The following is a 24,639-nucleotide window of genomic DNA, read 5'->3' as shown; positions in this document are numbered from 1 at the left end:
GCGGGCGTGCCCGCGAAGAGGCCGGAACAGGTTTACTCGGAGGCGGCAGTGCCGAGGAACTTGCGCAGGAACTGGCGGGTACGCTCTTCCTTCGGCGCCGCAAACAGTGCCTTGGCCTCGCCCTGTTCCACGATCACGCCCTTGTCGAAGAAGATCACCCGGTTCGCTACGTCCCGGGCAAAGCTCATCTCGTGGGTGACAATGATCATGGTGCGTTTCTCCTCGGCCAGGCCGCGGATGGTCGCCAGCACTTCACCCACCAGCTCCGGGTCCAGTGCCGAGGTGGGTTCGTCGAACAGGATCACCTCCGGCTCCATGGCCAGGGCGCGGGCGATGGCCACCCGTTGCTGCTGCCCGCCCGACAGGCGCCGTGGGTAGGCGTCTTCCTTGCCTGCCAGACCGACCTTGGCCAGCAGGCGCCGGCCCAGTTCGATGGCTTGCTCGCGGGGCGTCTTCTTGACGATCACCGGCCCCTCGATCACGTTCTCCAGGGCGGTACGGTGGGGGAACAGGTTGAAGTTCTGGAATACGAACCCGGCCTGCTGGCGCAAGCGGCGTATCGCACTTTGCTGGCCACCCAGCGGGCGGTTGGCATCGATGCTGATGGCGCCTATCTTGATCTGCCCGGCGTCGGGGGTTTCCAGCAGGTTCAGGCAGCGCAGGAAGGTGGTCTTGCCCGAGCCGCTGGGGCCGATGATGGCCACCACTTCGCCGGGCTGCACGGTCAGGTCGATGCCGTTGAGCACGGTCTGGCCCTTGAACTGCTTGGTCAGGCCTTTGACTTCAATCATGCTCATTGCTCCTGGTCATGCTGGTTGACCCGCGCTTCCATGCGGTTCTGGAAGTGCGCGAGGATGCTGCACAGCACCCAGTAGATGACCGCGACCGCCACGTACATGGTGAACACTTCGAAGGTGCGTGCGGTAATCAGCTGCGCCTGGCGGAACAGCTCTGGCACCTGGATGGTCGCGGCCAGCGCAGTGTCCTTGACCAGTGAAATGAAGCTGTTGCCCAGCGGGGGCAGGGCGGTACGCAAGGCTTGTGGCAGGATCGCCCGGCGCATGGCCTGGACGCGGGTCATGCCGATACTGGCGGCGGCTTCCCACTGGCCACGGTCGATCGAGGAGATTGCAGCGCGCAGGATCTCGCAAATGTAGGCCGCCATGTTCAGCGACAGGCCGATCAGCGAAGCCGGGATGGGATCGAGTTCGATGCCGATCTGCGGCATGCCGAAATAGATCACGAACAACTGCACCAGCAGCGGCGTGCCGCGGAAGAACGACACGTAGATCCGCGCCAGCCAGTTCAGCGGCAAGAGCTTCGACAGCCGCATCAGCGCCAGGGCAAAGCCCAGCAGCAGGCCGAAGAACATGCCGCCGACACTGAGCAGCACTGTATAACCCGCGCCCTTCAGCAGGAAGGGCGCGGAGTCGACAACGAGTTGCAGGCTTTCAGCAATCATTTGGTGACATCGGCACCGAAGTATTTTTCGGACAGCTTGGCCAGTCTGCCGTCAGCCTTTAGCTTGTCGATGGCCTTGTTGATGGCCGCCAGCAGTTCAGGCTCGCCCTTACGCAGCGCCACGCCGCTTTCCAGGCGCGAGAAGGCATCGCCGGCCAGTTCGGTGTCTTTGGCTTTTTGCGCGTATTCCAGCGCGGCCAGGCGGTCGATCAGGATGGCATCGATACGGCCGTTGCGCAGGTCGGCGAACTTGCTCGGGTCGTCTTCATAGGTGCGCACTTCGGCTTTCGGGACGTCTTGCTTGACCCACTGTTCGTAGTTGGTGCCCAGGCCCACGCCGACTTTTTTGCCGGCCAGGTCTTGCGCGGTCTTGATGTTCAGGTCCGCGGCTTTCTTCTTCAGGATCAGGGCCTGGATGCCCGAAACGGTATAGGGCTCAGAGAAATCGTATTTCTTCTTGCGCTCCTCGGAGATGGTCACCTGATTGACCACCACGTCCAGGCGCTTGGATTCCAGCGCGGCAAGGATGCCATCCCACTTGGTCGGCTGGATCTTGGCCTTGACCCCCAGCTCCTTGGCCAGCAGTTCCGAAAGCTCCACTTCGAAGCCCGCCAGCTTGCCGTTCTCGTCCTGGAAGCTGAACGGTGGGTAGGTGCCCTCGAGGCCGACGTTGATCACGCCTTTTTCCTGGATGGTCTTCAACTGCTCGCCGGCGAACGCCTGGCTGAGCAGACCGGCACCCAGCAGGATGGCCAGGCTGGCGTTGAGTAGCGGTTTGGCGAATTTCGACATGTCAGAGCCCCGCGCTTGTTGTGTAAGTAGTGAGGTGGCGACTATAGGGTTGGCTTTTTAGGCCAGGAAATACTAAAAAATTATTTTGTTATTCCCTTTTTGGTTTGTGCCAGGTGCTGGCTGCTTTGAGGGTAGGCGAGGATGCTCGCTACGTCATCGCGGCTTATGCCTGACTTAGCGCAGGATGGAATAAAGCGTTGTTTTTTCCAAGGGACGGATTTGCCGTAGAGTGGGCTGTATGTAAGCAGGGTGGGCCTCTTCGCGGGTAAACCCGCGAAAGGGCCTGGCCTGCCGATAAAAATAGTTTGGCCGACTCAGGCAGGAGAAAACCGTGAGCGAACAACCTTCATCCGCGCACTGGCAGTTGCACAGCATTGTCACTGGCCTGCGTGGCGCCCGTGAGCAATGGCGCACCCGCAATGGCCGTAGCATTGGCGAACAGGGCGGGCGTGAGTTGCCGTCGCGCGAAGCAATGCGGCAGATCCTGGAGCAACTGTGCGGCGCGTTGTTCCCCATGCGCCTTGGGCCTGTGGACCTGCGCGAAGAGAGCGAAGACTTCTACGTTGGCCATACCCTGGATGCCGCGCTGACTGCATTGCTGACCCAGGCGCGCCTGGAGTTGCGCTATGCCGCCCGGCAAAGCAAGGCTGAGCTGGCCAGCGTCGATGCCCAGGCATTGAGCCTCATCCAGGGCTTTGCCGCCGCGCTGCCGGAGTTGCGGGTGCTGCTCGACACCGACGTGCTGGCCGCCTACCACGGCGACCCCGCCGCGCGCAGCGTCGATGAAGTGCTGCTGTGCTACCCGGGTATCCTGGCGATCATCCACCACCGCCTGGCGCACCACCTGTACCGGGCCGGCCTGCCACTGCTGGCACGGATCAGTTCGGAGCTGGCGCATTCGGCCACCGGTATCGATATTCACCCGGGCGCACAGATCGGCCCGAGCTTCTTCATCGACCACGGTACCGGGGTGGTCATTGGTGAAACCGCGATCATCGGCGAGCGCGTGCGTATCTACCAGGCGGTGACCCTGGGCGCCAAACGCTTCCCCAGCGATGAGTCCGGCACCCTGCACAAAGGCCTGCCGCGCCATCCGATTGTCGAGGACGATGTGGTGATCTACGCCGGGGCCACGGTGCTGGGGCGTATTACCATCGGCAAGGGTTCGACCATTGGCGGTAACGTGTGGCTGACCCGCAGTGTGCCTGCTGAAAGCAACATCACCCAGGCCAACCTGCAGCTGGATTGCCAGGACAAGAATTGATCTAGCATTTGCTTAGCCTGTACCGGCCCTTTCGCGGGTAAACCCGCTCCCACAGGTACCGCACAGGGTTTGAGGCTTGTGCAGTACCTGTGGGAGCGGGTTTACCCGCGAAAGGGCCGGTACAGGACAACACCAATCAGCGCCCCAATTCGCATTGAAAACCGATCCATGTTTAACTTGAACGCTTGTTCAATGAAAAACGCTGGTCCGCTGCCGGTGTTCAACAGGAGGATTCCTTTGCTGAACCCGTTCATTTCGAACCTCACGTCATTCGACGAGGTGCACGCCCGATGAGTGCACCGAACACTTCCGCTGCCAATGGCAAAATCCGCATGAACCCCCCGGTGTTCTACTTTGCGGCAAGTTTTATCCTCATCTTTGGCCTGGTGGTCATCTCCAACCCGCAAGCCGCAGGCGACTGGCTGCTGGCGGCGCAGAACTGGGCGGCCAATACGGTCGGCTGGTATTACATGTTGGCCATGACGCTGTACCTGGTCTTCGTGGTGGTCACCGCCTTGTCCGGCTATGGCAAGATCAAGCTCGGTGCCGACCACGACGAACCCGAGTTCAGTTACCTCTCATGGGCCGGCATGCTGTTTGCCGCCGGTATCAGCATTACCCTGTTCTTCTTCTGTGTCTCCGAGCCGCTGACGCACATGTTGCAGCCGCCCCAGGGCGAAGCGGGCACGGCCGAGGCCGGGCGCCAGGCGATGCAGATCCTGTTCCTGCACTGGGGCCTGCATGGCTGGGGCGTATTCGCCTTCGTCGGCATGGCGCTGGCCTACTTCGCCTACCGCCACAACCTGCCGCTGGCATTACGTTCGGCGCTGTACCCGCTGATTGGCAAGCGCATCAACGGGCCGATCGGCTACGCAGTGGATGGCTTCGGCATCATCGCCACGGTGTTCGGCCTGGGTGCCGACATGGGCTTTGGCGTGCTGCATTTGAACGCCGGTCTGGACTACCTGTTCGGCATCAGCCACAGCCAGTGGGTGCAGGTGATCCTCATCACCCTGATGATGGGCGCGGCGGTGGCCGTGGCCGTCGCCGGGGTAGAGAAGGGGGTGCGGGTGATGAGCGACATCAACCTGTTCCTCGCCTGCGCGCTGCTGTTGTTCGTATTGTTTGCCGGGCCTACACAGCACCTGTTCAACACGCTGATCCAGAACCTTGGCGATTACCTGGGCGCGTTGCCACGCAAAAGCTTCGACGTGTATGCCTACGGTGAAAACCGCGACTGGCTGGGCGGCTGGACGGTGTTCTACTGGGCCTGGTGGATTGCCTGGGCACCGTTCGTGGGCCTGTTCATCGCGCGCATTTCCCGCGGCCGCACCATTCGCGAGTTTGTCTTCGGCGTGCTGCTGATTCCGCTGGGCTTTACCCTGGCGTGGATGTCGATCTTCGGTAACAGCGCCCTGGACCAGGTCATCAATCACGGCATGACCGCGCTGGGCCAGTCGGCACTGGATAACCCGTCGATGAGCCTTTACCTGCTGCTGGAAACCTACCCGTGGAGCAAGGCGGTGATCGCCACCACGGTGTTCATCAGCTTCGTGTTCTTCGTGACGTCGGCCGACTCAGGCACCGTGGTGCTGTCGACCTTGTCGGCCAAGGGTGGCGATGCAGATGAGGACGGCCCGAACTGGCTGCGTATCTTCTGGGGCGCCATGACTGCACTGATTACCAGCGCACTGCTCTTCGCGGGCAGCATCGATTCGCTGAAGTCGGCGGTGGTACTGACCTCGTTGCCGTTCTCGCTGATCCTGCTGTGCATGATGTGGGGGCTGCACAAGGCGTTCTACCTGGAGTCGCAACGGCAGATCGCGCAGATGCACTCGCTGGCCCCGTTCGCCCAGTCACGTCGCGGCCGTGGCGGCTGGCGCCAGCGCCTGAGCCAGGCGGTGCACTTCCCGTCGCGTGATGAGGTGTACCGCTTCATGGACGACGTGGTGCGCCCGGCGATTGCCGATGTGCGTGAAGTGTTCGAGCAGAAGGGCCTGGTGCTGATCACCCAGGATGACCCGAGCCATGACAACGTCAGCCTGAAAATTGGCCATGGCGAGGAGCAGCCGTTCATTTACCAGGTGCAGATGCGTGGCTATTTCACGCCATCGTTCGCCCTGGGTGGGTTGGGTGCGCAGGAGTTGAAGAACCGCCGCTATTACCGTGCGGAGGTGCACTTGAGCGAAGGCAGCCAGAATTATGACCTGGTGGGCTACAGCAAAGAGCAGATCATCAACGACATCCTCGACCAGTACGAGCGGCACATGCAGTACCTGCATCTGGTCCGTTAGATCGCCGGGGCCGCTTTGCGGCCCATTCGCAGCACAAGGCTGCTCCTACAAGGGTACGCGATCCCTTGCAGGAGCAGCCTTGTGCTGCGAATGGAGGCCAAAGGCCTCCGAAAATCTGTCAGAAAGGTGCATCCCCCAGGATGGTCGCCCGGTGCATCACCCGCCGGTTCGGCCGGTAATCATCCACCGCAAAATGCTGGGTCACGCGGTTGTCCCAGAACGCTACATCATTTTCCTGCCAACGCCAGCGAATGCTGAACTCCGGTCGCGTCGCATGGGCGAACAGCAGCCTCAGCAGCGCATCGCTCTCCAGTTCGCTCAGTTCATTGATGCGTGTAGTGAACCCTTCATTGACGAACAACGCCTGGCGCCCGCTCACCGGATGTGTGCGCACTACCGGGTGCGACAGCGGGGGGTTGTTACGCCGTGTGGCCTCCCAGCGCGCCAGGTCTTCCGGCGTGGTACCAAAGCGCTCCAGCGGAAACGACTTGGTGAAGTCGTGGGTGGCGGTCAGCCCATCAAGCATTTCACGCAGCGGCGCCGACAAGGCTTCGAAGGCCGCAATGCCGCTGGCCCACAGGGTATCGCCACCGTAAGCGGGCAGCTGCTTGGCGCTGAGCACCGCGCCCAGTGCCGGGGTCGGCAAAAAGGTCACGTCGGTGTGCCACACGGCGTTGTCGCGTACATCGGTGACTGCCGTGTCGAGCACAAGCACCTGCGGGGTTTCCGGTACGTTGGGGTAGATCGGGTGAATGTGCAGGTCGCCGAAGCGGGCGGCAAAGCGCGCCTGCTGCTCCGGGTTGATCGGCTGGTCGCGGAAGAACAGCACCTGATGCTTGAGCAGCGCCTGCTCGATGGCGTCGCGCTCTTCTGCAGTGATATCGCGGCTGATGTCCACGCCGCTGATCTGGGCACCGAGGGCCGGGCTGAGAGGGGTAACGGTCAGGCTCATGTTTTTTCTCGTTCTAGGCGCCGGGTTGCCGGCGTGGTCAGTCGGCAATCAGTGGCTCTGCCCGTGCCAGGGCACCAGTTTGCGTTGCAGGGCCCGCAGGCTCATTTCCAGGGCGAAGGCGATCAGGGCGATCAGCAAAATGCCCAGCACCACCACATCGGTGACCAGGAACTGCGCCGCCGACTGGACCATGAAGCCCAGGCCGCTGGTGGCGGCAATCAGCTCGGCGGCTACCAGTGTCGACCAGCCGACCCCCAGGCCGATGCGGATGCCGGTGAGGATGTCGGGCAGCGCACTGGGCAGGATCACATGGCGGATCAGTTGGGCCTTGGTCGCGCCCAGCGACTGCGCCGCCCGCAGCTTGGCCGGGTCGACCGTGCGCACACCGGTGGCGGTGGCAATGGCGATCGGGGCGAAGATCGCCAGGTAGATCAGCAGCACCTTCGACAGCTCGCCGATACCGCACCAGATGACGATCAACGGCAGGTAGGCCAGCGGCGGGATGGGCCGGTAGAACTCGATCAGCGGGTCGAGGATGCCACGGGCCACGCGGTTGTAGCCGATGGCGATGCCGACCGGGATCGCGGTAAGGGTCGCCGCCACCAGCGCCAGGCCGATACGGCCCAGGCTTGCGCCCAGGTGCTGCCACAGGCTGGCGTCCATGTAGCCTTGGGTCAGCAGGGTCCACGCCCTGGCCAGGATGTCGCCGGGCGAGGGCAGGAACAGGGGCTCGATCCAGCCGGCGGCCGTCACCAGCCACCAGACCAGCAGCAGGCTGGCCAAGGTCAGGGTGCTGATCCAGCGAGTGGACAGTGGTCGGCGCAGCTTGGCGGCGGGCCGGGTTTGTGCGGTGTGTTTGCCGGCGACCGGCAGGTCCAGGCTGCTCATGCGCGCTCCTGCAGGCTTTGGCGTTGGGAGAACACCCGCGCCAGTACATGCTCGCGGGTTTCGATAAAGGCGGGGTCGGACTTGATGGCCCGGGCCGATTCGCCAGCGGCATAGCGCTGGCCGAAGTCCAGTTGCAGGCGTTCCACCACGCGCCCCGGGTTGGGCGCCAGCAGTACCAGCTCGCTGGCGAGGAACACCGCTTCTTCGATGTCGTGGGTAATCAGGAACACCGGCTTGGCGGTGCGCTGCCACACCTGCAGCAGCAGTTCCTGCATCTGCTCGCGGGTGAACGCGTCGAGGGCGCCGAACGGTTCATCCATCAGCAATACCCGTGGGTCGGCCGCCAGCGCGCGGGCCAGGCCAACGCGCTGCTTCTGCCCACCGGACAATTGCCAGATGCGCCGCTCACCGAAGCCATCAAGGTCGACGAGGGCGAGCATTTCCCGGGCCTTGGCCTCACGCTGGGCGCGGGGCACGCCGGCCAGTTCGAGGCCGAAGGCGACATTGCCCAGCACGTTCTGCCATGGCAGCAGGGCATCATCCTGGAACACCACGCCGCGCTCGGCACCAGGGCCTTGCACCGGTACGCCGTCGAGGGTGATGCGCCCGCCGCTGGGGGCGACAAAGCCGGCGATCAGGTTGAGCAGTGAGGTCTTGCCGCTGCCGGAAGGCCCCAGGGCCACCAGCAGCTGGCGTGGCCCCAGGCTCAGGTTGATGTCGGCCAGCACCGGGGTGCTGGCGCCAGGGTACTGTGCGCTGATGCGCTCCAGCTCGAGCAAGGCCATGACGGGCTCCGGATCAGTTTGGAAGGAACTTGGCGCTGACGTACGGCGAGTAGTCCGGCAGTACGGCGTCGACCTTGCCTTGCTGCTTGAGGAAGTTGGCCGTGTCGGTCAGTGCCTGGGTGGTCGGCGCGCCCAGGGCGTTGGCCTGGTCTGCGGCCAGTGGGTAGACGTTGCCCTCCAGCAGCACCGGGATGTCGCTGGCCTTGGCGCCGGACAGCTTCACCAGCTTGTCTACGTTGCCCTTGTCGGCCAGCCAGGCTTTCGGGTCCTTGCGGTAGTCGGCGTAGGCATCGAGGGTGACTTTGGCAAACGCTTTGACCACCTCGGGGTGCTTCTCGGCGAAGTCTTTGCGCACAATCCAGGCATCGAAAGTAGGTGCGCCTTTCTGGGCCAGTTCGCCAGAGGTGATCAGCACCTTGCCATTTTCCTTGGCCACGCCCAAGGCTGGGTCCCAGACGTAGGTGGCGTCGATGTCACCACGTTTCCAGGCGGCAATGATGGCCGGCGGCGCCAGGTTGAGGATCTGGACCTTGGAGGGGTCGATGTTCCAGCTTTTCAGGGCGGCCAGCAGGCTGTAGTGGCCGGTGGAAACGAACGGCACGGCGACCTTCTTGCCGATCAGGTCTTGTGGCGTCTTGATGCTGTCGCGGGCGACCAACGCTTCACCGGCACCAATCTGGGTGGCGATGAGGAAGGTTTCGACCGGCAGTTTGCGGGTGGCGGCAGCGGCCAGCGGGCTGGAGCCCAGGTAGCCGATCTGCACGTCGCCGCTGGCCACCGCAGTGATCACGTCTGCGCCGTTATCGAATTTGCGCCAGTCGATGCTGGCCTTGCTGGCTTTTTCGTAGTCGCCATCGACCTGGGCCACTTTGGCCGGGTCGACGGTGGTCTGATAGGCCACGGTCAGGTCGGCGGCCTGAGCAAACCAGCTGGTGCTGGCAAGGGTCAGGGCAGCGAACAGGCGCAGCGGAGCGTGCGGGATCATGGTGGACCTCTCGTCAGGCAATCAGGGTGTTGGATGGCGAGAAGACTAAATGATCTAAGAATTTCTAAATAAATAACTTTTTTGCATTAGCTTAGGAGCCAAATGCTTTAAGCCCAAGGGGAGTGCGGTCTTTGTGGGAGCGGCCTTGTGTCGCGATGGGCCGCAACGCGACCCCGGCACTTCATGCGGCGAAGCTGAAAACCTGGGGCCGCTTCGCGCCCCATCGCGACACAAGGCCGCTCCCACAAAGACCGTAAAAGGCCGCCGCTTCTGTGGGGCAACCTGCCCAGTGGCGAAATCAGAGCGGGCTGCTAGGCTTTGTCGTCCCTATAGAACGATACGGTATTAGGTTATGAGCAAACGTTTGCAAATAACTTATGGTTATCAATGGCGAGGCGGCTACAACGTTTGGCAGTAAAGGTTCCAACCATATTCCGTAAAAATCTTACCAATTCATAAAACGGTCATTTTGGATTTATAGGATTGTCATTATCCTGTAGCGCAGCTGGCGTCTTAGACCAAAGTCGCGAAACGTTTAGAAACGATTGACTTAGTGGTCACGCTTTGGGACTAAATCGCCAATCCACGGTGAGAAGGGGCAGCAGATCCCTCCGCCAGAGATACACAAAAATTAGAACGTAGAGGAGCAAAACATGTACAAGTCCAGCCTGGCCCTGGCCGTGGCACTGGGGGTTCTCGCCCAACAAGCAGGCGCTGCCGGTTTCGTCGAAGACAGCAAACTGTCGCTTAGCTCGCGCACCATGTACTTCAACAACGACAACCGTGACGGTGGCGCTGACAACCGTGAATCGGGTCAGGGCTTCAAGCTCGACTACCTGTCCGGTTTCACTGAAGGCACCGTTGGTTTCGGTGTGGACGTCCAGGCCCTGTGGGGTATTCACCTGGATGGTGGCCGCGGCAAGCACCCTGACAACAGCTCCTTCTTCCCAAGCGACACCGACGGTTCGGCTGTAAGCCAGTGGGCCCGTGTGGGTGGTAACGCCAAGGCACGCTTCTCGAAGACCGAAGTTCACTACGGTAGCGCCCTGGCGCCGAACCTGCCGATCCTGGTCTCCAACGATGGCCGTCTGCTGCCGCAAACCTTCGAGGGTGGCACCATCCAGTCGAAGGAAATCGACAACCTGACCATTAACGCCGGTCAGCTGACCCACGCCATGGGCCGTGCTTCGAGCAACCGTACCGGCCTGTCGGTAGCGGGTGCTACCCAGGACAGCAACAAGTTCCGTTACGGCGGCCTGGACTACAAGCTCACGCCAGACCTGACCCTGCAGTACTACTACTCGAACCTGGAAGACTTCTACAAGCAGCACTTCCTGGGCGCGACTCACGTGTTCAAGATCGCTGACGACCAGTCGTTCAAGACCGACCTGCGCTACTTCGACAGCAGCAGCGACGGCAAGAACGGCGAGGCCGGCTACCGCTTCAACAACAACGGTGGCTATGCCAAGAACACTGGCGAGGTCGACAACAAGACCTGGTCCGCGATGTTCACCTACACCCTGGGTGGCCACTCGCTGATGCTCGGCCATCAGCGCGTCAATGACGACGGTGGCTTCGTCTGGCTGAACCAGGGCAGCGTGGTAGATGGTAATGGCCGCAACGAAGGCGCCGGCGGTTCCAGCTTCTACCTGTTCACTGACAGCATGATCAACCAGTTCGCCAAGGCCGGTGAAAACACCACCTTCGGTCAGTACGCCTACGACTTCGCTCGCCTGGGCGTGCCGGGCCTGAAAGCATCGGTTGCCTACCTGAAAGGTGAAGACGGTAAAAATGCCAACGGCAACGGCCACTTCAGCGAGTGGGAGCGTGATGCCCGTATCGACTACGTGATCCAGGACGGCACCTTCAAGGGCCTGGGCGCCAGCCTGCGTCACGGTGTGTACCGCGGCACCGGCACCAGTTCGCTGGCTGACCAGGATCAGACCCGTCTGATCTTCAACTACACTTACAACTTCCTGTAAGCCGTAGCTGAACAAGAAGCCTCGCGTGATGCGAGGCTTTTTTGTGCCTGCAAATTTGTATGCATTATGGTTATAAATAAATCGTTATTTATTCTTTTTGTTTTTAACCGAATGCAGGCACATTGAACCCATACGGTACAGAACCCAGCCAAGGAGCCGCAGCCCATGAGCCTTAAACTCGGCGATATCGCCCCCGATTTCGAACAGGATTCCAGCGAAGGCAAAATTCGCTTCCACGAGTGGCTGGGCAACAGCTGGGGGGTGTTGTTCTCCCATCCGGCCGACTTCACCCCGGTGTGCACCACCGAACTGGGCCTGACCGCCAAACTCAAGGACGACTTCGCCAAGCGCGGGGTCAAGGCCATCGCCCTGTCGGTAGACCCGGTCGACTCGCACCATAAGTGGATCGAGGACATCAACGAAACCCAGAACACGGTGGTCAACTTCCCGATCATTGCCGATGCCGACCGCAAGGTGTCCGACCTGTACGACCTGATTCACCCGAACGCCAGTGACACCCTGACTGTGCGCTCGCTGTTCGTCATCGACCCGAACAAAAAGGTGCGCCTGACCATCACTTATCCGGCCAGTACCGGGCGCAACTTCAATGAGATCCTGCGGGTGATCGACTCGCTGCAGCTGACCGACAACCACAAAGTCGCCACACCCGGTAACTGGCAGGACGGCGATGAGGTGGTGATCGTGCCTTCGCTCAAAGATGAGGAAGAGATCAAGCAGCGCTTCCCCAAAGGATATCGGGCGGTCAAACCCTATCTGCGCCTGACCCCTCAGCCAAACCGTTAATGGATTCCTCGTTGCATTGCTCTTAGCCAAGCAGGGATTTTCGGGCCGTTTCGACGGCCCTTTTTTATGCCTGCGCAGAATGTGTGGGCCGCGTCGCGAGCAAAGACAATAATAGAATAAACAAATGAAAAAATATGATTTCTAGATATATGTAGCAGCTGTTAATGTCACCTCCAACAGAACACAAGGAAGCGCAGCAATGCTGGTTGTCTCAATCGGTGGTAGCCCAAGTCTCCGTTCACGCTCCGGCGTGCTGCTAGAGCGTTCACGCCAGTGGCTACAGGACCGTGGCGTCGAGGTGGTGACGTTCCAGGTACGTGACTTCCCCGCCGAAGACCTGCTGCACGCCCGCTTCGACAGCCCGCATGTGCAGCACTTCCAGCAGCTGGTAGCCCAGGCCGATGGCCTGATCGTTTCCACCCCGGTGTACAAGGCTTCGTTTGCCGGTGCCCTTAAAACTTTGCTCGACCTGCTGCCCGAACGCGCCCTGGCCCACAAGATCGTGTTGCCAATCGCCACTGGCGGCAGCATCGCCCACATGCTGGCGGTGGATTACGCATTGAAGCCAGTGCTGTCGGCACTCAAGGCGCAAGAGACCCTGCAAGGGATCTTCGCCGACGACAGCCAGGTGGCTTACGCAGAAGGCACCAAGCCCGCGCAGTTGGTACAAGCGCTGGAAGAGCGCCTGCACGACTCGCTTGAAACCTTCCACGTTGCCTTGGCCCGTCGGCCACGCCCCGTGGCCCCCGGTGTGCTGAACGAACGCCTGATCAGCGCCCGCTGGAGCATTTGAACGGCACTACCCGCTTCACCACCTTACTGGCCCGACAACGAGGCAAGCAGGTGCAACCCGAACCTCATTCGCACAGGAGAGCGCCATGCGCACAGTCTTCTTGCGTCGCGGTCTGGTCGCCCTGTTTGCGGCGGCTGTGTCCTTCGGCGCCATTACCCAAGCCCAGGCCGAAAGCCTGCGTATCGGTTACCAGAAATACGGCACCCTGGTGCTGCTCAAGGCCAAGGGCACGCTGGAGAAGCGCCTGGCCGAGCAAGGCGTGCAGGTGCAGTGGACCGAATTCCCCGGCGGCCCGCAGCTGCTTGAAGGGTTGAACGTCGGCTCCATCGACTTTGGTGTTACCGGCGAGACCCCACCCGTATTTGCCCAGGCCGCCGGCGCTGATCTGCTCTACGTGGCCTACGAGCCGCCCGCGCCGCACAGCGAGGCGATCCTGGTGCCCAAGGGGTCGCCAATCCACTCGGTCAAGGAACTCAAGGGCAAGAAAGTCGCCCTCAACAAAGGCTCCAACGTGCACTACCTGCTGGTCCGTGCACTGGAAGACGCCGGCCTCACGTACAGCGATATCCAGCCGGTCTACCTGCCCCCGGCCGATGCCCGCGCCGCATTCGAGCGTGGCAGCGTCGATGCCTGGGTGATCTGGGACCCGTACCAGGCCGCCGCCGAACAACAGTTGCAGGCGCGCACCCTGCGTGATGGCAAGGGCCTGGTCGACAACCACCAGTTCTACCTGGCCACCCGCAACTATGCGACCCAGCACCCGACGGTGATCAACACCTTGGTCGAAGAAGTGCGCGCGGTGGGCGAGTGGTCCCAGGCCAACCCGCAGGAAGTGACCGATCAGGTCGCACCGCTGCTCGGCCTGCCCGCAGACATCACCCTGACCTCGGTCAAGCGCCAAGGCTACGGTGCTGCACCGCTGACCCCCGAGGTAGTGGCCGCGCAACAGAAAATCGCCGACACCTTCCAGGCGCTCAAGCTCATACCCAAGCCGCTGAGCATCAAGGACGTGATCTGGACACCCCCGGCCAAGGTCGCTAGCGCGCCTTGATTGATTCGCCCGTGCCGGGGCGCCGCCCTGGCTGAGCCACCCTTGAGGAGACAACTCCAATGAGCCTTAACATTTTCTGGTTCCTCCCGACCCACGGTGACGGCAAGTACCTGGGCACTTCCGACGGCGCGCGTGCGGTCGACCACGGTTACCTGCAGCAGATCGCGCAGGCCGCCGACCGCCTTGGTTTTGGTGGGGTGCTGATCCCTACCGGGCGCTCCTGCGAGGACTCGTGGCTGGTGGCAGCGTCGCTGATTCCTGTGACCCAGCATCTGAAATTCCTGGTTGCCCTGCGCCCAGGCATCATTTCGCCGACCGTGGCAGCACGTCAGGCTGCAACGTTGGACCGCCTGTCCAATGGCCGTGCGCTGTTCAACCTGGTGACTGGTGGCGACCCGGATGAGCTGGCCGGTGATGGCCTGCACCTGAACCACCAGGAGCGCTACGAAGCCTCGGTCGAGTTCACCCGTATCTGGCGCAAGGTGCTGGAAGGCGAAAACGTCGATTACGACGGCAAGCACATCCAGGTGAAGGGCGCCAAGCTGCTCTACCCGCCGATTCAGCAACCACGCCCGCCGCTGTATTTCGGCGGTTCGTCCGGGGCCGCCCAAGACCTGGCCGCCGAACAGGTCGAGTTGTACCTGACCTGGGGCGAGCCACCGTCAGCCGTTGCCGAAAAGATCGCCCAGGTGCGCGAAAAAGCCGCTGCTCAAGGCCGTGAAGTACGCTTCGGTATCCGCCTGCACGTGATCGTGCGCGAAACCAACGAAGAAGCGTGGGCCGCCGCCGACCGCCTGATTTCGCACCTGGATGATGACACCATCGCCCGTGCCCAGGCCTCGCTGGCGCGCTTCGACTCGGTGGGCCAGCAGCGCATGGCTGCCCTGCATGGCGGCAACCGTGACAACCTGGAAGTCAGCCCCAACCTGTGGGCAGGCGTTGGCCTGGTACGTGGCGGTGCCGGCACCGCACTGGTAGGCGATGGCCCGACTGTCGCGGCGCGGGTGAAGGAATATGCCGACCTGGGGATCGATACCTTCATCTTCTCGGGTTATCCACACCTGGAAGAGTCGTATCGGGTTGCCGAACTGCTCTTCCCGCACCTTGATGTACAGCGCCCGGAGCAACCCAAAACCGGTGGCTACGTAAGCCCGTTCGGCGAGATGGTGGCCAACGACATCCTGCCCAAGTCCGTGTCACAGAGCTGAGGGCCGGGCCATGAGTCGTGCAACTTCCTCCACCCTGACCCAGCGCCTGGCGCCGTGGGCACTGCCGGTGCTGCTGCTGGCAGTCTGGCAACTGGCGGTCAGCGCTGGCTGGCTGTCGACGCGCATCCTGCCGGCACCTAGCGCTGTCGTCAGCGCCGGCGTCGAGCTGGTGCGCAGCGGCGATATCTGGACACACCTGGCCATCAGTGGCTGGCGTGCCGGCCTGGGCTTCGCCATCGGCGGCAGCATCGGCCTGGTGCTGGGCTTTATCACTGGCCTGTCGAACTGGGGCGAACGCCTGCTCGACAGCTCGGTGCAGATGATCCGCAACGTGCCGCACCTGGCGCTGATCCCGCTGGTGATCCTGTGGTTCGGTATCGACGAGTCGGCAAAGATCTTCCTGGTCGCGCTGGGCACGCTGTTCCCGATTTACCTGAACACTTACCACGGTATCCGCAATGTCGACCCGGCGCTGGTAGAAATGGCGCGCAGCTATGGCTTGTCCGGCTTCGGCCTGTTCCGCCAGGTGATCTTGCCGGGTGCACTGCCATCGATCCTGGTGGGCGTGCGTTTCGCACTGGGCTTCATGTGGCTGACCCTGATCGTGGCCGAGACCATTTCGGCGAACGCCGGCATCGGTTACCTGGCGATGAACGCCCGGGAGTTCTTGCAGACCGACGTGGTGGTACTGGCCATCGTCCTGTATGCCGTGCTTGGCAAACTCGCCGACCTCGCCGCTCGCGGCCTGGAACGTGTGTGGCTGCGCTGGCACCCGGCCTATCAAGTGGCCAAGAAGGAGGGCGCATGACCGTGCTCAAGGAACAGCCGCCACGCCTGTTGCGTGGCATCCCGCTGGCCTCTAACGGCCTGCGCAAGACCTTTGGCCAGCGCGAAGTATTGAAGGGCATCGACCTGCACATTCCGGCGGGGCAGTTCGTTGCCATCGTCGGCCGCAGCGGCTGCGGCAAAAGCACCCTGCTGCGGCTGCTGGCCGGGCTCGACCAGCCTACGGCCGGGCAGTTGCTGGCCGGCGCTGCGCCGCTGGAAGAGGCCCGCGAAGAAACCCGCCTGATGTTCCAGGACGCACGCTTGCTGCCGTGGAAGAAGGTGATCGACAACGTTGGCCTGGGCCTGTCGGGTGACTGGCGCCCACGTGCGCTGGAAGCGCTGGAGGCGGTTGGCCTGGCCGACCGCGCCAATGAATGGCCGGCAGCCCTGTCGGGTGGCCAAAAACAGCGCGTGGCCCTGGCGCGGGCGCTGATCCACCAGCCACGCCTGCTGCTGCTGGACGAGCCGCTGGGTGCGCTGGATGCATTGACCCGTATCGAGATGCAGCAACTGATAGAACGCCTGTGGCGTCAGCACGGCTTCACCGTGCTGCTGGTCACTCACGATGTCAGCGAGGCGGTAGCCGTGGCTGACCGGGTGATCCTGATCGAGGACGGCGAGGTCGGGCTCGACCTCACCGTCGACCTGGCACGGCCCCGCGCGCGTGGTTCGCACCGCCTGGCCGCGCTGGAAAGCGAAGTGCTCAACCGTGTTCTGTCGGCCCCGGGCACTGCGCCCGAGCCGGATCCTGTAGCCCCTCTGCCCACGCAGCTGCGCTGGGCACACTGAATGACTCACTCACCAGACTGAAGCCATAGAGAAGGAATGACATCATGACCATCAAAGCCATCAACGTCCGCAACCAGTTCAAAGGCACCGTGAAAGAGATCCTCGAAGGCCCGGTACTGTCGGAAATCGACGTGCAGACTGCTTCGGGTATCGTCACTTCGGTCATCACCACCCGCTCGGTAAAGGAGCTGGAGCTGCAGGTTGGCAGCGAAGTGATTGCCTTTGTGAAATCGACTGAAGTGTCTATCGCCAAGCTGTGATGCTGCTCGATATTGGGGCTGCTTGGCAGCCCTATCGCGACACAAGGCCGCTCCTACACGGGAATGCGATCTCCTGTAGGAGCGGCCTTGTGCCGCGAATGGGCCGCAACGCGGCCCCAATAACTTCAGCTGGAACGCTTGGCCAGAAACGGCGGCAGGTATAACCCCAGATACGCCTCGAACACCCGCTTGCCTTCTTCGGCCATGCGCGGTGTGATCGCCTCATGCAGCTGCACCGACCGCGCATACACCCGGTCACTCAGCTCCATGGCCAGCGCAAACACATCCACATCCAGCGGCATCACCGGCAGGTGAAAATGCTGGTCGAACAACTTGTGCATCAAGTCGCCCAGTTCCATGTCGTGCTGCCGATCGGCCTGCACCACCTCGCTCAGGCCATGCTGCGCCAGAATCAGCTGCCGCGCCGCCGCATCCTCGTTGTAGATATCAAGCATGCGCTCTTCGATCAGCCGTGACAGTTCGTGCCAGGTGCTGAACGCGCTGCTGTCGATCGCTGCGCCCAGCGCTTCGCGAAACGCCCGGTGCACATCGGCCGTCAGCGCTTCCAGCAAGGCCGGCACGCTGGCGAAAAAGTGATACACCGACGACGGCGGAATCTGTGCCCGCTCAGCCACGCTGTAGATGGAAAGTGCTGCCACCCCTTGTTCGGCCAGCAGCTCACGCGCAGCCGCCAGGATCGCTTCGATCCTGGCCTGGCTGCTGGCGCGCGGCTTGCGCGGGGTGGCGGTGCGGTTCATCAGTTGCTGATTGCCAGGATGCTGGCCTGGTAGGCGCCGACGAACAGGTCGAAGTCACCGACTTCGTCTTGTTCCAGCTCGGACTGCTTGGCCAGCGATTCGCGGGCCAGCGTTTCGAATGCCTGCTGCTTGTCATTGCTCAGAGGTTGCTCGCGGAAAGCCTCGGCGTGCACACGGCTTTGGCGCAGCGAGAACTGGACGAAGCTTTCGTCATGCTCGGTCATGCGTGCCAGCACCTGGGCCGACGGGGTCAGCGAGGCATCGTCGACCTTGGCCTGCTGGGCATCCAGCGCCTTGGCGTGCTCATCAGAGCCTTGCGCCTGGTCGAGCAGGTTGGCCAATTGGCGGATGCGCTCGATCAGCTCGCCGGCCCAGCCTTTCAGGCTGATCGGCTGGCCATTGCGGTGCAGCTCCAGGCCCGGGCGGCGACCTTCCTTGACCACGGTCAGGAAGTTGTCGGTGCACTGGCCGCACTCGCCGTTGTCCAGCTGAGGGCTGTCTTCCAGGGCGCAGAACAGCAGGAACGCGTCGAGGAAGCGTGCCTCGGTCAGGTCGATACCTACCGGCAGGAACGGGTTGATGTCCAGGCAACGCACTTCCACGTACTGCACGCCACGCGAAGTCAGGGCCTGTATCGGCCGCTCGCCGGTGTAGGTAACGCGCTTGGGGCGGATGTTCGAGTAGTACTCGTTCTCGATCTGCAGAATGTTGGTGTTCAGCTGCACCCATTCGCCGTCCACGTGCGTACCGACCTCAACATAAGGCGGGTAGGGCGTGCCCACGGCCTTGCGCAGGCTGTCGGTGTAGCTGGCCAGGTTGTTGTAGCAAGGCGTGAGGCCGGCCTGGGCGTTGCTCTGGTAGCCCAGGTCGCTCATGCGCAGGCTGGTGGCATAGGGCAGGAACAGGGTTTCGGCGTCCAGCTCTTCGAGCTGGTGCGCGCGGCCACGCAGGAAGCCTTTGTCCAGCGCCGGCGAGGCGCCGAACAGGTACATCAGCAGCCAGCTGTAGCGGCGGAAGTTGCGGATCAGCGCGATGTAGGCCGACGACTGGTAGTCGCGGTCGTCTAGCGTGCTGCCTTCGGCTTCGCGCAGCAGTGGCCACAGGGCTTCGGGCAGCGAGAAGTTGTAATGTATGCCGGCAATGCACTGCATGGTGCGGCCGTAGCGCAGGGCCAGGCCCTTGCGGTACACGTGCTTGAGCTTGCCGATGTTCGAGTTGCCGTACTCGGCGATCGGGATGTCCTCCTCGGCCGGCAGCGTGCACGGCATCGAAGGGCTCCACAGGTATTCGTCGCCCAGCTTGCTGTAGACGAAACGGTGGGTCTCTTCGAGGCTTTCGAGCACCTTGGCCGGGTCGGCCAGCGCAGGGGTGATGAACTCCAGCAACGACTCGGAATAATCGGTGGTGATCTGCTCGTTGGTCAGCGCCGATCCCAGTGCTTCCGGGTGCGGGGTCTGGGCCAGGCGACCTTCATCGGTCACGCGCAGGCATTCGCGCTCAATACCGTGCAGGCACTGCTTGAGCAGGGGAAGATTGGCGCCGAGCAGGCTCAGGCGGCGGTTGAGGAGTTCGCTCAAGATGTATTCCTTCACGCGTCAGTCGCCCCAATATGGGGGTAGAGATAACGGTCTACAAGGGTAGGAAGAAAGGAACTGGCGTTGTCGCCTGGTTTACGCGGGTTCCAGCAGTGCCAGCGCACTGCTGAAAATACCGCAGATACTGCTTGGTGAGCTAGAGAACCGCGAAGGTTCCTTGCGCTTTTGCCACCAGCTTGTCGCCCTGGACTACGTCGGCGTCGACCACCAGGGTTCGCCGCCCGGCGTGCAGCACACGGGCGGTACACAGCACTTCGCCATCGCTGACGGCGCGCATGTAGTTGATCTTGCACTCGATGGTGACGCTTTGCTGGTCAAAGCCATGGCTGGCCGAGCAGGCCAGGCCCATGGCGATGTCCACCAGGCTGAAGATCGCCCCGCCGTGCAGCTTCTGGCCACGGTTGCGCAAGTGCGGCTCCAGCGGCAGGCCACCTCTGCAACACCCGTGTCCAGGCGTTGCAGGCGGCAGCCCAGCAGCTGGCTGAAGGCGCTTTCGACGTATTCGCGGGGTACGTCCATCACTTCTTCTTCAACTGCTTGGCGTTGGCGAACAGGGAGGCCATGGCATTGTTGGCCGGCGCGGCGGTGGCGGTTTCACGCGGGCGTTGGGCCGGCTGCTGGCGGTTGCCGCCATTGCCACGGTTGCCACCGCGGTTGCCTTCGACTTTTTCGCCTGGGGTGTCGCTCATGCGCATGGACAGGCCGACACGCTTGCGCGGGATATCCACTTCCATGACCTTGACCTTGACCACGTCGCCGGCCTTGACCGCTTCACGCGGGTCTTTGATGAACTTCTCCGACAGCGCCGAGATGTGCACCAGGCCGTCCTGGTGCACGCCGATGTCGACGAAGGCGCCAAAGTTGGTGACGTTGGTCACCACACCCTCCAGGATCATGCCGGGTTCGAGGTCCTTGAGGTCTTCGACGCCGTCCTGGAAGGTGGCGGTCTTGAACTCGGGCCGTGGGTCGCGGCCAGGCTTGTCCAGCTCTTGCAGGATATCGGTGACGGTCGGCAGGCCGAAGGACTCGTCGGTGAACTTCTTCGGGTCCAGGCGCTTGAGGAAGCTGCTGTCGCCGATCAGCGAGCGGATGTCGCGGTCGGTGTCGGCGGCGATGCGCTGCACCAGCGGATAGGCCTCCGGGTGCACCGCGGAGGCGTCCAGCGGGTTGTCGCCGTTCATCACACGCAGGAAGCCGGCGGCTTGTTCGAAGGTTTTTTCACCCAGGCGGCTGACCTTTTTCAGGGCTGCACGGGTGGCGAACGGGCCGTTGGCATCGCGATGGGCGACGATGTTCTGCGCCAGCGTGGCGTTAAGGCCGGAGATACGGGTCAGCAGCGCCACCGAGGCGGTGTTCACGTCCACGCCCACGGCGTTCACGCAGTCCTCGACCACGGCGTCCAGGCCACGCGCCAGTTTCAGCTGGGACACGTCGTGCTGGTACTGGCCGACACCGATGGATTTCGGGTCGATCTTCACAAGCTCCGCCAGCGGGTCCTGCAGGCGGCGGGCAATCGAAACGGCGCCACGGATTGACACGTCCAGGTCCGGGAACTCGCGGGCGGCCAGTTCCGATGCCGAGTACACCGAAGCGCCGGCTTCGGAAACCATGATCTTGGTGATTTTCAGTGCTGGGTATTTTTTCACCAGCTCTGCTACCAGCTTGTCGCTTTCGCGGCTGGCGGTGCCGTTGCCGATGGCGATCAGCTCCACCGAGTGCTTGGCGCACAGTGCAGCCATGATGGATAGGGTGCGGTCCCAGTCATTCTTCGGCGCGTGCGGGTACACCGTGGTGTAGTCCAGCAGCTTGCCGGTGGCGTCGACCACGGCGATCTTGCAACCGGTGCGCAGGCCCGGGTCGAAGCCCAGGGTGGCGCGCGGACCGGCCGGGGCGGCCAGCAGCAGGTCGTGCAGGTTGTGGGCGAACACATTGATTGCCTCGCCTTCGGCGTTGTCGCGCAGTTCGCCGAACAGGTCGGTTTCCAGGTGGGTGTACAGCTTGACCTTCCAGGTCCAGCGCACCACCTCGCCCAGCCATTTGTCGGCCGGGCGGCCGCGGTTTTCGACGCCGACGTGGTGGCCGATCATCACTTCGCACGGGTGCAGGGTGCCAGGCAGTTCTTCGCCCACTTTCAGCGAGGCGCTCAACACACCTTCGTTGCGCCCGCGGAAGATTGCCAGGGCACGGTGCGACGGTGCGTTGCGCAGCAGTTCGTCGTGGGCGAAGTAGTCGCGGAACTTGGCGCCCTCTTCCTCCTTGCCGGCTACCACGCGGGCGCTGAGCACGGCCTCCTGCTTGAGGAAATTGCGCAGCTTGTCGAGCAGGGCGGCGTCCTCGGCAAAGCGCTCCATCAGGATGTACTTGGCGCCCTCCAGCGCGGCCTTGACGTCGGCCACGCCCTTTTCGGCGTTGACGAAGCGTGCGGCTTCGCTCTCTGGCACAAGGCCCGGATCGTTGAACAGGCCGTCCGCCAGCTCGCCGAGGCCGGCTTCCAGGGCGATCTGGCCCTTGGTGCGGCGCTTTTGCTTGTACGGCAGGTACAGGTCTTCGAGGCGGGTCTTGGTGTCGGCCAGCTTGATTTCGCGGGCCAGTTCAGGGGTCAGCTTGCCCTGTTCCTCGATGCTGGACAGGATGCTGGCGCGACGGTCGTCGAGTTCGCGCAGGTAGCGCAGGCGCTCTTCCAGATGGCGCAGCTGGGTGTCGTCCAGGCTACCGGTCACTTCCTTGCGGTAACGGGCGATGAAGGGCACGGTCGAGCCTTCGTCCAACAGGCCCACGGCCGCCTCGACCTGCTGGGGGCGTACGCCCAGTTCCTCGGCGATACGGCTGTTGATGCTGTCCATGTAAACCACCTGACATTTGTGAATACGGGGGTCGCCTGTGGGCTTTTATCCCGGCGGCGCTGGATGAAAGCCGCGCATTATACCCATCGCAAACGGCTTGCGGTGATGGCGCCCAGCCAGCTGGAACTGGCGCCGGGGGAAAAATCTGCTAACAATGCTCACGCAACGTGCAGCAATGGCTACGCCATAATGCGCGGCGATATCAGAGGAGTTATTCATGACCGGCACCGCAAACACCGCTGAAGGTGACAAGATTCTCATCGTCGACGACGATCCGGGGCTCAGCAGCCTGCTGGAACGTTTCTTCACCAGCAAGGGCTACCGTGCCCGCGCGGTGCCCAACACCGAGCAGATGGACCGCCTGCTGCAGCGCGAGGTGTTCAACCTGGTGGTGCTCGACCTGATGCTGCCGGGCGAGGATGGCCTGTCTGCGTGCAAGCGCCTGCGCCAGCAGAACAACCAGATCCCGATCATCATGCTCACCGCCAAGGGCGACGAGCTGAGCCGTATCAAGGGCCTGGAACTGGGCGCTGACGACTACCTGGGCAAGCCGTTCAACCCGGATGAGCTGATGGCCCGCGTCAAGGCTGTGTTGCGCCGCCAGGCGCCTGCCGTGCCAGGTGCACCTGGCAGTGAGGACGAATCGGTCACCTTCGGTGATTACGAGCTGTCGCTGGCCACCCGCGAACTCAAGCGTGGCGACGAAGTGCACATGCTCACCACCGGCGAGTTCGCCGTGCTCAAGGCCCTGGTGATGCACGCCCGCGAGCCGCTGACCCGCGACAAGCTGATGAACCTGGCCCGTGGTCGGGAGTGGGATGCACTGGAGCGTTCCATCGACGTGCAGATTTCGCGCCTGCGCCGCATGATCGAGCCGGACCCGTCCAAGCCGCGTTACATCCAGACCGTCTGGGGCGTGGGCTACGTGTTCGTGCCAGACGGAAACGCGGGCAAATGATGCTGCGTCGTCCATGAAAACACCGCTTTGGTTTCCGCAGAGTTTCTTCGCCCGCACCCTGTGGCTGGTGTTGATCGTCGTCCTGTTCAGCAAGGCTTTGACCCTGGTCTACCTGCTGATGAACGAGGACGTGCTGGTCGACCGTCAGTACAGCCACGGTGTGGCGTTGACCTTGCGCGCCTATTGGGCTGCCGACGAAGAAAACCGCGACAGGATTGCCGAAGCGGCGGGCCTCATCCGCGTGACCGGGTCGGGTGTGCCCGAGGGTGAGCAGCACTGGCCCTACAGTGAAATCTACCAACGGCAGATGCAGGCGGAGCTGGGCGAAGACACCGAGGTGCGGCTGCGCATCCATGCGCCACCGGCGTTGTGGGTCAATGCGCCAAGCCTGGGCCCTGGCTGGCTGAAAGTGCCACTGTACCCACACCCGCTGCGTGGGCAGAAGATCTGGAACGTGCTGGGTTGGTTCCTGGCCATCGGCCTGTTGTCCACCGCGTCGGCCTGGATCTTCGTGCGCCAGTTGAACCAGCCGCTCAAGCGCCTGGTGTTCGCCGCTCGTCAGCTGGGCCAGGGTCGCAGTGTGCGTCTGCCGATCAGCGACACGCCCAGCGAGATGACCGAGGTATACAAGGCCTTCAACCAGATGGCCGAAGATGTCGAACAAGCCGGGCGCGAGCGCGAGCTGATGCTGGCCGGGGTTTCCCACGACCTGCGCACACCGTTGACGCGTCTGCGCCTGTCGTTGTCATTGCTGAACAGCGACAGCGACCTGAGTGACGACATGGTTCGCGATATCGAGGACATGGATGCGATCCTCGATCAGTTCCTGGCCTTCATCCGCGATGGCCGTGACGAGCCGGTGGAAGAGGTCGACCTGGCTGACCTGGTGCGTGAAGTCGTGGCGCCGTACAACCAGCCGAAAGAACGTGTGCGCCTGTGCCTGGAGCCAATTCCTCCATTCCCGCTGCGTCGCGTTTCGCTCAAGCGCATGTTGGGCAACCTCATCGGCAACGCCCTGCACCATGCTGGCAAGGGGGTCGAAGTGGCGGCCTATGTGTCGGGTGACGAGAGCGCACCGTACGTGGTGCTGAGCGTGCTGGACCGTGGCACCGGGATCGACGAGTCGGAGCTGGAGACCATCTTCAATCCGTTCATTCGTGGGGATCGGGCACGGGGCGGCAAGGGCACCGGGCTGGGGCTGGCGATCGTCAAGCGGATCGCCGCCCAGCATGGCGGGAATGTGGAGCTGCGTAATCGGTCTGGCGGGGGGATCGAAGCGCGGGTGCGGTTGCCGCTGGGGCTATTGCTGCCGCGTAATGCTGTATGAATCTGGTTGACCGCACCGGCCC

General features: G+C 62.7%; 22 protein-coding genes and 1 pseudogene. 12 read left to right on the top strand and 11 right to left on the bottom strand.

All coding sequences use genetic code 11. From position 1 onward, the window contains the following. Positions 1-32: 32 nt before the first annotated feature. From tcyN to tcyJ, 3 genes are read right to left on the bottom strand one after another with little or no spacing between them, the layout of a single operon-like run. Entirely contained in the window at positions 33-791 is a 759-nt protein-coding gene (gene tcyN, locus ACK1VC_RS21140; RefSeq protein ID WP_016484386.1) for an L-cystine ABC transporter ATP-binding protein TcyN, read from the bottom strand. A 2-nt stretch (positions 792-793) separates the two neighbouring features. Further along, positions 794-1,462, bottom strand: a complete 669-nt coding sequence (gene tcyL / locus ACK1VC_RS21135) for a cystine ABC transporter permease (RefSeq protein ID WP_016484387.1) — start codon at positions 1,460-1,462, stop codon at positions 794-796. Then, positions 1,459-2,253, bottom strand: coding sequence for a cystine ABC transporter substrate-binding protein (gene tcyJ, locus ACK1VC_RS21130; RefSeq protein ID WP_023047209.1), 795 nt, complete (start codon positions 2,251-2,253; stop codon positions 1,459-1,461). Before tcyJ ends, tcyL begins: the two co-directional genes overlap by 4 nt. A 331-nt stretch (positions 2,254-2,584) precedes the next feature. Between tcyJ and epsC the strand changes: the two genes are divergently transcribed. Together epsC and betT are read left to right on the top strand one after the other, a co-directional pair. After that, the gene (gene epsC, locus ACK1VC_RS21125; RefSeq protein ID WP_060518080.1) at positions 2,585-3,517 is read left to right on the top strand and encodes a serine O-acetyltransferase EpsC; all 933 of its coding nucleotides are present in this window, start codon (positions 2,585-2,587) and stop codon (positions 3,515-3,517) included. Positions 3,518-3,807: 290 nt separating this feature from the next. Beyond that, the gene (betT, locus tag ACK1VC_RS21120) at positions 3,808-5,811 is read left to right on the top strand and encodes a choline transporter BetT (protein WP_023047206.1); all 2,004 of its coding nucleotides are present in this window, start codon (positions 3,808-3,810) and stop codon (positions 5,809-5,811) included. A 118-nt stretch (positions 5,812-5,929) separates the two neighbouring features. Here the strand turns inward: betT and tauD are convergent, their stop codons facing one another. Genes tauD through tauA form a run of 4 tightly spaced genes read right to left on the bottom strand, consistent with a single transcriptional unit; the run spans position 5,930 to position 9,421 of the window. Further along, positions 5,930-6,763 carry a taurine dioxygenase gene (gene tauD, locus ACK1VC_RS21115; protein ID WP_016484392.1) on the bottom strand — a complete coding sequence of 278 codons (834 nt, stop codon included), beginning with the start codon at positions 6,761-6,763 and terminating at the stop codon, positions 5,930-5,932. A 48-nt stretch (positions 6,764-6,811) separates the two neighbouring features. Then, the gene (gene tauC / locus ACK1VC_RS21110) at positions 6,812-7,651 is read right to left on the bottom strand and encodes a taurine ABC transporter permease TauC (protein WP_060518078.1); all 840 of its coding nucleotides are present in this window, start codon (positions 7,649-7,651) and stop codon (positions 6,812-6,814) included. Beyond that, a complete protein-coding gene (tauB, locus tag ACK1VC_RS21105; protein ID WP_016497543.1) occupies positions 7,648-8,436 on the bottom strand; it encodes a taurine ABC transporter ATP-binding subunit in 789 nt (262 codons plus the stop codon). Before tauB ends, tauC begins: the two co-directional genes overlap by 4 nt. Positions 8,437-8,449: 13 nt before the next feature. Continuing rightward, positions 8,450-9,421: a taurine ABC transporter substrate-binding protein gene (gene tauA / locus ACK1VC_RS21100; protein WP_016484395.1), complete on the bottom strand. Its 972-nt coding sequence runs from the start codon at positions 9,419-9,421 to the stop codon at positions 8,450-8,452. A gap of 653 nt (positions 9,422-10,074) precedes the next feature. Between tauA and ACK1VC_RS21095 the strand changes: the two genes are divergently transcribed. The 8 genes from ACK1VC_RS21095 to ACK1VC_RS21060 all read left to right on the top strand — a co-directional run bounded on the left by ACK1VC_RS21095 (position 10,075) and on the right by ACK1VC_RS21060 (position 17,136). Next, positions 10,075-11,403, top strand: a complete 1,329-nt coding sequence (locus ACK1VC_RS21095; RefSeq protein WP_016484396.1) for an OprD family porin — start codon at positions 10,075-10,077, stop codon at positions 11,401-11,403. 165 nt (positions 11,404-11,568) lie between these two features. Beyond that, the gene (locus tag ACK1VC_RS21090) at positions 11,569-12,207 is read left to right on the top strand and encodes a peroxiredoxin (protein WP_016497546.1); all 639 of its coding nucleotides are present in this window, start codon (positions 11,569-11,571) and stop codon (positions 12,205-12,207) included. A gap of 199 nt (positions 12,208-12,406) precedes the next feature. After that, a complete protein-coding gene (gene ssuE, locus ACK1VC_RS21085; protein WP_016484398.1) occupies positions 12,407-13,000 on the top strand; it encodes an NADPH-dependent FMN reductase in 594 nt (197 codons plus the stop codon). 85 nt (positions 13,001-13,085) lie between these two features. Further along, positions 13,086-14,051, top strand: a complete 966-nt coding sequence (locus ACK1VC_RS21080; protein ID WP_191087156.1) for a sulfonate ABC transporter substrate-binding protein — start codon at positions 13,086-13,088, stop codon at positions 14,049-14,051. Between the two features lie 59 nt (positions 14,052-14,110). Continuing rightward, the gene (gene ssuD, locus ACK1VC_RS21075) at positions 14,111-15,259 is read left to right on the top strand and encodes an FMNH2-dependent alkanesulfonate monooxygenase (RefSeq protein WP_191087157.1); all 1,149 of its coding nucleotides are present in this window, start codon (positions 14,111-14,113) and stop codon (positions 15,257-15,259) included. Positions 15,260-15,269: 10 nt separating this feature from the next. Beyond that, positions 15,270-16,067: an aliphatic sulfonate ABC transporter permease SsuC gene (gene ssuC, locus ACK1VC_RS21070; RefSeq protein WP_016484401.1), complete on the top strand. Its 798-nt coding sequence runs from the start codon at positions 15,270-15,272 to the stop codon at positions 16,065-16,067. After that, positions 16,064-16,876: an aliphatic sulfonates ABC transporter ATP-binding protein gene (gene ssuB, locus ACK1VC_RS21065; RefSeq protein WP_019096900.1), complete on the top strand. Its 813-nt coding sequence runs from the start codon at positions 16,064-16,066 to the stop codon at positions 16,874-16,876. The genes ssuC and ssuB overlap by 4 nt, the downstream gene beginning before the upstream one ends. A gap of 44 nt (positions 16,877-16,920) precedes the next feature. Next, positions 16,921-17,136 (top strand): TOBE domain-containing protein, encoded by a 216-nt coding sequence (locus tag ACK1VC_RS21060; protein WP_008095172.1) that lies wholly within the window; start codon positions 16,921-16,923, stop codon positions 17,134-17,136. A 125-nt stretch (positions 17,137-17,261) separates the two neighbouring features. Here the strand turns inward: ACK1VC_RS21060 and ACK1VC_RS21055 are convergent, their stop codons facing one another. The 4 genes and pseudogenes from ACK1VC_RS21055 to ACK1VC_RS21040 all read right to left on the bottom strand — a co-directional run bounded on the left by ACK1VC_RS21055 (position 17,262) and on the right by ACK1VC_RS21040 (position 22,332). Next, positions 17,262-17,894: a TetR/AcrR family transcriptional regulator gene (locus ACK1VC_RS21055; RefSeq protein ID WP_016484403.1), complete on the bottom strand. Its 633-nt coding sequence runs from the start codon at positions 17,892-17,894 to the stop codon at positions 17,262-17,264. Further along, positions 17,894-19,471 carry a glutamate--cysteine ligase gene (gene gshA, locus ACK1VC_RS21050; protein ID WP_191087158.1) on the bottom strand — a complete coding sequence of 526 codons (1,578 nt, stop codon included), beginning with the start codon at positions 19,469-19,471 and terminating at the stop codon, positions 17,894-17,896. Before gshA ends, ACK1VC_RS21055 begins: the two co-directional genes overlap by 1 nt. Positions 19,472-19,625: 154 nt before the next feature. Then, positions 19,626-20,008, bottom strand: a pseudogene (locus tag ACK1VC_RS21045) (PaaI family thioesterase). Beyond that, complete coding sequence (locus tag ACK1VC_RS21040; RefSeq protein WP_095116607.1) at positions 20,008-22,332, bottom strand: Tex family protein; 2,325 nt, start codon at positions 22,330-22,332, stop codon at positions 20,008-20,010. The pseudogene ACK1VC_RS21045 and the gene ACK1VC_RS21040 overlap by 1 nt, the downstream one beginning before the upstream one ends. A 217-nt stretch (positions 22,333-22,549) precedes the next feature. Here ACK1VC_RS21040 and ompR point away from each other — a divergent pair, with 217 nt between their 5' ends. Together ompR and ACK1VC_RS21030 are read left to right on the top strand one after the other, a co-directional pair. Then, positions 22,550-23,290, top strand: a complete 741-nt coding sequence (gene ompR, locus ACK1VC_RS21035; RefSeq protein WP_016484407.1) for an osmolarity response regulator transcription factor OmpR — start codon at positions 22,550-22,552, stop codon at positions 23,288-23,290. A gap of 13 nt (positions 23,291-23,303) precedes the next feature. Then, entirely contained in the window at positions 23,304-24,617 is a 1,314-nt protein-coding gene (locus ACK1VC_RS21030; RefSeq protein ID WP_016484408.1) for an ATP-binding protein, read from the top strand. The last annotated feature ends 22 nt before the right edge of the window (positions 24,618-24,639 follow it).

The organism is Pseudomonas sp. XP2 (genome assembly GCF_053557975.1).
This window is presented reverse-complemented; position numbering and strand designations above follow the sequence as displayed.